The sequence below is a fragment of the Paraburkholderia sp. SIMBA_054 genome (assembly GCF_046534875.1).
Lineage (GTDB): Bacteria > Pseudomonadota > Gammaproteobacteria > Burkholderiales > Burkholderiaceae > Paraburkholderia > Paraburkholderia hospita.
The window spans coordinates 1-8,092 of sequence record NZ_JAWRXV010000128.1 but is presented as its reverse complement, the minus strand read 5'-3'; the positions used below and the strand labels follow the sequence as shown (position 1 = coordinate 8,092).

The window sequence follows — 8,092 nt, the reverse complement described above, 5'->3', positions numbered from 1 at the left end:
GTCAAGTGTTCGCTTCGCCGGGCTGAAGCCCGCACTTGACCCGCCAAGCCACCCATTCGAGATTTGAAAGAAGCGCTTTTCTTTGAGAGAGCACGGCGACGGCCCAACGTTTCATTCACTATGTGCCTCGGCGCATCATCATGCGATACCTGCATCACGCGATCCAGCATTCGCGCAATGTGCGGTGCCAAGGGTCTCCGTCCGTATCGACCCGTGTATGTCGAAGAACCGATCGACGGCCGTGAGTTCAGCTCGCCTCGGGGTATTCGTTCGATCCGTGCAAAATCTGGCGGTAACGGCGTAAGAAGCCGCTTGTGTCAAGGCTGTGCGGCTTGCTAGCGACGCCCCAAGAGGCAACTCCGCAAAGCAGCACGTCTTAACGGGAGCTGTCGGACTGCTTCTGTATGTCAACAAGCAGTGGAAAATCGCCCAGAATTCGTGTCTCGTGCCATTCTTCTCAAATGTGCTCCTGAGATTGGCATTGATGATGTGCCTCCTTCGATAGGGTCAAAGGACCTGAACGCAGGACCCGGCACGAGTCCACTACACCGCGGCTGTCACGGGACAGTTTGCACCTTGCCAAAGAGCCGATGAACGCTCCCAATCCAATACGCATCCGTTTCATTGCATATTTTTTCTGCAACAAAGCGGCCAGGGGCCGGTGGGTACAAACGCAACACAGCCGTTTGGAGTGACACAACCATGAAGATCTTTCTTTCGCATCATAGTCACCATAAACCTTTGATCCGTGAGTTTAAGGGGATGCTTCCCAGCTTTCTCCTCACTTGGCTTGACGAGGAGAGCCTCTCCTGGGGTGAGTCTGTCCCGGCGGAGCTAAAGTCGACCATCCAGTCGGGCATCGATTTTATAATTATCTTCTTGGATAAGAAGGCGCTCGATTCAAAGTGGGTCATGCAAGAACTAGAATGGGCGATTCAACGCGAGCAGGAGCTTAAAAGAACGTTCGTACTCCCGATTCTCCTTGAGGCGGTTGCGTCTGAAGAACTACCGGATGGAATTTCGGATCGTTTATTTCTTCGCTTGAACAATTTTAATCGTTCATCGATCGAAGACTTAGCCAAAAGCGCCACGATAAAACTTTTCCAGTTGGTGGTTGAAAGTTATTCATCTCTTCAGTTGGAAGTGCCGAGCCGTAAGTCTCTCAAGTCGATCCGCGACGAACTCAGCGCCGGGCAGGCGAAACTATTGGGATATCTGGTCGAACAAGGTAAGGATGGACGCGAGATCTCGCAACGACAGATTGAGCAGGGAATGCATCAGCCGCACGCATCTGCGGAATTGTTCTATCGCCTGGAGACGCTAATTCAGCAAGCTTTCGTTCGCAAACGTCGGATATCTGCCGATGGACAATTTTCATACGCACTAACCGAAGAATTTCGAAGCCAGTTGGACATAGCCTAACCTTGAGCCACAGGAGCGATTGCGAACTCAATGTCACATTACCCGTGCACTGGCAGAGTAAGCGAATTAAATCGCCGAAGCCTCTCTACGGCTCCTGCACCGCGTGGTATCGTTGATCGATAAACCACCGATGAGCCCCTCTTGAGACGGATGCTCGCCGATCTTTGGCGAAAGATAGACCCTCAATCGCCAAACGCGAATGGCCGAACCGCGCACGTAAGGATGATCAATCTCGTCTGAGGCCATGCTGCCACGGTACGTCGCCTCATGCAACTCGGCGATGACATCGTGTACAGGTGCGGCGCAACCGAAGCCGCGAGATCTGAGTAGAGCGGCGGAAGCCGGGGCGCTCAAAGGAATGATGGCATGGAGGCGCCACTTTCCCGTGGCCCCGTAGCAGTGCCACACTGAAGTTCGTTGTTGTCGTCAATCTGGAAGTATTTAATTAGATGTTTTAGGTTTTGTGCTAGATCTGGGTTGATACGACTATAGATTTCACGCTGCGCTACCGCAAAATCGTCACCAAGATTAAGTATGGTGAGGATCGCATACAGTGTGTCAATCAACGATGACTCTGTCGCACGAAGCAAGAAAGCTCCCAAATCCTCGTTATTCAAAGGAGTCGGAATAAAGTTGCTTAAAGCAAGGGAGCGTCTAAATTCGCCCTTTATTTTTCCAACGTGACCACTGACGCGCCGTTGAGCAACCACAAAAAGAGAGATCTTTGAACTAACGTTTTCAAGCGCACTGAAATGCATGCCGACGCTATTGCGGTGCTCGATGTCACGTTCAATTTCGGAAACTATTCTTAATTGACCGGCGGTTAAAGGAAATGCGCTTCGGACATATGCAAGCTTATACGAAAGGTAATTCGAAGCACCAAATCTCTTTGCTAGGTTTTGTAGTAAGTTCAGCGCATCGCCGGGATTCATGCATTCAAGAAAGGCTAAACTTTTAAAATAGTTCAACATCTCCAAAATGGCATCACACGACGAATTCATATAACCAATGGTGTAACAGAGCTCGTTTTGCCAATTGAGAGGGGGGAAAGTCGTGAAGCGATACACGTCTTTGCTTGTTTTGGATTTGTTTGGATTACGCTCAAGCAGACCACCGGGACCTTTCAGCACGGCGCCAACGATCATGCTGTCAAAGAGCGAATTGCCCTGACGCATGGTTTCTACTTGGTCCGCTGTGATATTTGTTTTTGAGTAGTAGCCTCGGAGAATATTTCTTTTCTCTTGATTTCTCAATTTGGAGATCAAGCGGTACACATCAGCGTTGCGTCGGACATTTGGTCGCTCGAATATGTTATTGTTCACCCGTGTTCCCGTGATAAGACATACGTTTGGCCTGACCTAACATCGAAGCAAGCCTCGATGTTCTAAAGTCCTCTATGTTAAGAGGTATTGCCAACGAATGTCTATAACGGTGTGTGTTTAGATTAATTGAGTTACGTTGGCTGAGTGACCGGCGCCAGACGCGGTTACTTCTCGGCTGCTCGCTGATGTCTTGGCCGCTGCGCGCTCCGTGTTGTGTCAGTTAGAAGGGCACGGCGATGCTGGGATGAGACGAAGACGGCGGATACTTGACATAAAACCCGCTGGCGTACGCAACAACTGTAGCGGCTATATCCTAATGTCGTGTTCTGGCTATTTAGAAATGTCGTGTTTCTGAATGCTGGCAAGCTGGCGATTCGTGCAGGATTGCGGGGAGCCAGCCATGAACCCAGCCACACTGGTGAGCTTGAACATGCGCGAACTGGACCGACTGAAGGTGATTCAGGCGATCGTCGAGATGGGACTCAAGCCTGGCCGGGCCGCGGAGCGTCTCGGCCTGACGGTACGTCAGGTCGAGCGGCTGGTGACGCGCTACCGAGAGTCTGGCGCGGCCGGACTGCCTTCGCGCAAGCGAGGTAATCCCGGTAACCGGAAGCTTGACGAAGGTCTGGCACTGCGCGCGCTCACGATCATCCGCGAGCGCTATGCCGATTTCGGGCCGACGCTGGCGTGCGAGAAGCTGCGGGAATGTCATGGTATCCGGCTCGCAAAGGAGACCGTGCGGCACCTGATGACGGACGCCGGCCTGTGGGTGCCGCGCAGCCAGCGCCCGCCGAAGATCCACCAGCCGCGGGCGCGACGCGCGTGTTTCGGGGAGCTGGTGCAGATCGACGGCTGCGAGCATGCGTGGTTCGAGGACCGCGCACCGGCCTGCACGCTGCTGGTGTATGTCGACGATGCGACCAGCCGCCTGATGGTGCTGCACTTCACGGCCACCGAGTCGACCTTCAGCTACTACGAGGCGACGCGCGCGTACCTCGAACGCCATGGCAAGCCGGTGGCGTTCTACAGCGACCGCGCGAGCGTGTTCCACGTCAGGAACCGGGCCAGTACCGCGGGCCAGGGTGTCACGCAGTTTGGCCGCGCGATGTACGAGCTGAACATCGACACCTTCTGCGCGAACTCGAGCCCCGCCAAGGGCCGCGTGGAACGCGCGCACCTCACGCTGCAGGACCGGCTCGTCAAGGAGCTGCGGCTGCGCGGCATCAGCACGGTGGCGGAAGCCAACGCGTATGCGCCCGCCTTCATGGCGGCCTACAACGCGCGCTTCGCGAAGCCACCCAGAAGCCCGTTCGACGCGCACCGGCCGCTGCGTGAGGACGAGGATCTCGACGCGATCCTGACGTGGCGAGTCCAGCGCAAGGTGTCGGATGCGCTGACCGTGCTGAACGACCGCGTGATCTGGCTGCTCGATGATACGCGGGCGACCCGCCGGCTGATCGGCCGCTATATCGACGTGTGGGAGTATCCGGACGGACGCCTCGAGATCCGGGCCGACGGCGTCGCGCTGCCCTGTGTCCCGTACGACAGGCTCGCGGAAATCGACCAGGGCGCCGTGGTCGGGCACAAACGGCTCGGTCATGCACTGCAGGTCGCCCAGGCACTGCAGGCGCAGCGCGACAGCCGCCGCACCTCGGGCTCGCCCTCCCGCACGAACCGGGGCCTGCCCGTACGCGCCAAGGACCGCCAGCCGGGCACGAAGAAGCCGGGCGAGATCATGCAGGAGGACCTGAACGCCGCGGTGATGGCCACACACTGGCAACCGGCTTCGCAAGGTCGCAAGCGCCCGGATGCCGCGCCTGCGACCGTTGCCCAGCCTGGGAAACCGGCGGCGCGTCAAGGGAAGCTGGGCCGGACTGACGTCCGCCCTTGACGCGTTATACATCCCTGGAACGCCCCGCCCACCCCCACTTCAGAGAGACAGGAAGGACTACAAATTAATATTCGCCCACACCCAAAACCAAAACCAAAGTCAAAACACGACATTTCTATCTAGCCGGAACGGGGGTGCGGTGGAATTCTTGGACTATTAGGAGCTAGTCCATGTATTCGTATGAAGACCGCATCCGAGCGGTCAAGCTCTACTTGAAGCTTGGAAAACGCCTTGCCGCGACCGTTCGTCGATTGGGCTATCCCACAACGAAATCCCTCGAACGTTGGTATCACACATACGAGCGATGCCTGGATTTGCCGAAGGAACGTATTTGCGTGAGGCCACGCTATTCGGCAGAACAGAAAAAGGCGGCCACGGACCACTACATGAACCACGGTCAGTGTCTGGCAGCAACGACAAAGGCCTTGGGATATCCGGGACGCGGGACGCTCGTCGCCTGGCTCGACGAGTTGCATCCTGAACGAAAGAAACGCGCTCTCGGGAAGACTTCGGGTATTCGGTACGCGCGAGAGCTCAGGCAGACAGCGGTCATCGATCTGTGCACACGACGAGAAAGCGCTAAGGAAGTTGCCGAAAAGATTGGCGTGAGCCGCCCAACGTTGTACAACTGGAGAAATCGGTTACTGTGTCAGGAGGCAGTTTCGACCATGACACGCCGCAACGATCCCCCGCAGACCTCTGAGCAGGCGACGCTGGAGCAGCAGGTCGAATCACTCCGACGAGACATCCGGAAGCTCCAGATCGAACACGACATTCTGAAGAAGGCCAATGAAATACTAAAAAAAGGCCTGGGCGTCGACCCGCAACTCCTGACGAATCGGGAGAAGACGGAACTGGTTGACGCCCTGAAACAGACTTACACGCTGCCGGAGCTTCTTGCTGAATTGCGGCTCGCCCGTAGCTCCTACTTCTATCACCGGGCGCGGATACAGACTGCCGACAAGTATGCTGGCGTACGCCTTGCCATTGCAGATATCTTTGAACTGAATCACTGCTGCTACGGATATCGCCGGGTGCGTGCGGCACTTGGCAGGCAGAACGTCTTCATCTCGGAGAAGGTTGTTCGGCGCTTGATGAAGCAGGAACATCTAACCGCGGCCACGACGAGGCGACGTCGATACGGCTCCTACGCTGGAGAAATAGGTCCTGCTCCAGATAACCTTATCAACCGGGACTTCCGGGCCGCAGCACCGAATGAAAAGTGGCTCACAGACATCACCGAGTTCCAGATTCCTGCCGGTAAAGTCTATCTGTCGCCGATCATTGACTGCTTCGATGGGCTCGTGATCAGCTGGTCGATCGGTACGCGGCCAGACGCCGAGCTTGTGAACACGATGCTCGACGCTGCCGTCGAAGCAATGGGCAGTAGCAACAGCCGACCTGTGGTCCATTCAGATCGCGGCGCGCACTATCGCTGGCCAGGCTGGCTTAGCCGAATACGCGAGGCCAATCTGATTCGCTCAATGTCGCGAAAGGGCTGCTCGCCGGACAACGCGGCATGCGAAGGCTTCTTTGGACGGCTGAAAACGGAACTGTTTTACTCTCGCGACTGGCAAGCCATTAGCACTGACCAATTCATTGAGGTCGTTGACTCGTACATTCGCTGGTACAACGAGAAGCGGATCAAGATCTCGCTTGGCGCACTCAGTCCGATTGAATACCGAGAAAGTCTCGGGCTGACGACTTAAACCAGTCCAAGAATTCCGCCGCACCCCCAACCCCGACATTTCTATCTGGCCTTGACAACAACACGACAGGCCAACCTCTGCGCGGTTGTCACGCGGGCGGCTTGAACTTCGCTCCTGCAAAAGGCGTCGCTCCGGGTGTCCGCGGCTGCATCATCCGGTAGGGCAACGGATTCGTGAGTCACGGTGACAACTGTTTCCGGTCTCACCGGGATTCACGCAATTCGGCGTAATTCCAGGCGCGGCATCGTTGGTCGATCGACGCCGCCACCAACTTATAACAAGACTGCTTGCTGTAAAAGTTCCAGGGCTTTCAATTCGTCCAGTCGACCGGTGCGTGCCTTGCCTGCCAGCGTCTTGATCAATGCTTCCGCGATCGGCGCAACGCCGTGAAGATTGTCGAGGCTGGTCACGGAAGCGACAGGGAGCGGAGCCGGATTTCGCAGCAGAATCGTGGAGGCGGGCAACGAATCAGGGGGTGCCAATGTGGCTGTTGGGACCTCGCCATCACTTTCTTCGGGGGAGCGGCGGGCAAGACCGTCGGGGAAGTCTTTTACATCAGCTTGCGGGCTGACGGTGATCTTCGCTCTGTCTTCCGCGACATCCGCCGATACAGGTGAAGGGCTTTCTGAATCACCCGAGGCGGTCGCACGCTCGTGCCTCGTGCGCACCTTCCCGACGGCGAGTGTCTCTTGCACGCCATCGTTCGTTGCTGGCGCAAGCGGCTCGTGTTGTTGAGCGGAGGCGCGACCGCGCGGAGCAGGCGCAAGCATACGCGACACCGACTCTGGAATCTCGGCGTCGGTACGCGGCGTGTCCAGCCAGCCAGTCGGCAAACCCAGTCGCTCCGTGAACCGGTTTGCTTCGACACTGTCCATGCGCTTCTTGCCATGTAGCCGATCGGCTATGTTGAATCCACTCATCTCCATGACCACGCCAAGTCTTACTTTCGATCCGTTGCGACTCGTGAGAACGTGGAGGTTAGCGCGCCGGATGTTCTCCACCTCGGCGCTGTCGCTCAATGCCAGCGGTTGCTGTTGGGGCGTTTTAGGAGACGTCTTGTCTTTCGAAGGCGAAGCTTTGAGTTCGCTTCGACTGTTCCTGACGGCTCTGGACGACCCGCCCGCTACTTTCTTTGGCATTTGTGCTTCCTCGGACAAACTATCTTCAAGAATTCGTTGCTGCTCGACATTCAGGGCGGAAGCCGGCTTAGGTGCTTCAGGCTCGACGTCATGTCCGTCATTCGTTTGAACGAAGTCGAGCGGTGACTTCAGACGTGCAATGGTCTCGGGCGCGAGGCCAGGATTGGGCTGGTCAAAAAAACCATGCGGTAACCCAAGCGTGGTTTCCATGTGGAAGGCCGTCTCGGGCGTGAATCGTTCGCCCTTCATCAGTTCGCCCACGCGCGTCATGTTCGATTCAAGTGCTATCGCGATATTCTCCGCGCCCACCGCATCGACCAGAAACTGAAAAGATCGTGTTTTGAAAATGGAGGCAGTCTGGGCGGAGTCGCGGGGAGGCTCCTTCACATACGGTTGTCCCTGCCGGTTGGGCGGAGATTTTTTTTCGTGGCGCGGATGGCGTTGGCCGTTGTCCCGGGATCCCGCATATCGCCCGCGGGCTTGACTCATAAAGTACGGCTCCATGCGATGTTGATATTCTGGATATTCTGATTAAGTGTTCACGAAAAATTTACTTGGAATTTCGAACCATATCCGTTGAGCAGAATTTCCAGCTCCGCATCGATGGTT

At 56.3% G+C, this 8,092-nt stretch carries 5 protein-coding genes; 3 read left to right on the top strand and 2 right to left on the bottom strand.

Translation table 11 applies throughout. From position 1 onward, the window contains the following. The first annotated feature begins 702 nt into the window (after positions 1–702). Positions 703–1,422 carry a toll/interleukin-1 receptor domain-containing protein gene (locus SB822_RS53890; RefSeq protein WP_410858690.1) on the top strand — a complete coding sequence of 240 codons (720 nt, stop codon included), beginning with the start codon at positions 703–705 and terminating at the stop codon, positions 1,420–1,422. Positions 1,423–1,772: 350 nt separating this feature from the next. On the opposite strand, the gene SB822_RS53885 is transcribed toward SB822_RS53890, so the two are convergent. Next, positions 1,773–2,744, bottom strand: coding sequence for a hypothetical protein (locus tag SB822_RS53885; RefSeq protein WP_410858689.1), 972 nt, complete (start codon positions 2,742–2,744; stop codon positions 1,773–1,775). 400 nt (positions 2,745–3,144) lie between these two features. Between SB822_RS53885 and SB822_RS53880 the strand changes: the two genes are divergently transcribed. Both SB822_RS53880 and SB822_RS53875 read left to right on the top strand, forming a co-directional pair. Next, a complete protein-coding gene (locus tag SB822_RS53880) occupies positions 3,145–4,635 on the top strand; it encodes an ISNCY family transposase (protein WP_410858688.1) in 1,491 nt (496 codons plus the stop codon). Positions 4,636–4,805: 170 nt separating this feature from the next. Further along, positions 4,806–6,344: an IS3 family transposase gene (locus tag SB822_RS53875; protein WP_410858687.1), complete on the top strand. Its 1,539-nt coding sequence runs from the start codon at positions 4,806–4,808 to the stop codon at positions 6,342–6,344. Between the two features lie 272 nt (positions 6,345–6,616). On the opposite strand, the gene SB822_RS53870 is transcribed toward SB822_RS53875, so the two are convergent. Next, the gene (locus tag SB822_RS53870; RefSeq protein ID WP_410858686.1) at positions 6,617–7,972 is read right to left on the bottom strand and encodes a hypothetical protein; all 1,356 of its coding nucleotides are present in this window, start codon (positions 7,970–7,972) and stop codon (positions 6,617–6,619) included. Positions 7,973–8,092: the final 120 nt, after the last annotated feature.

Coding starts and splice junctions, on each gene's coding strand:
- SB822_RS53890 (WP_410858690.1), top strand. CDS start 703: ATGAAGATCTTTCTTTCGCATCATAGTCACCATAAACCTTTGATCCGT.
- SB822_RS53880 (WP_410858688.1), top strand. CDS start 3,145: ATGAACCCAGCCACACTGGTGAGCTTGAACATGCGCGAACTGGACCGA.
- SB822_RS53875 (WP_410858687.1), top strand. CDS start 4,806: ATGTATTCGTATGAAGACCGCATCCGAGCGGTCAAGCTCTACTTGAAG.
- SB822_RS53870 (WP_410858686.1), bottom strand. CDS start 7,972: ATGAGTCAAGCCCGCGGGCGATATGCGGGATCCCGGGACAACGGCCAA.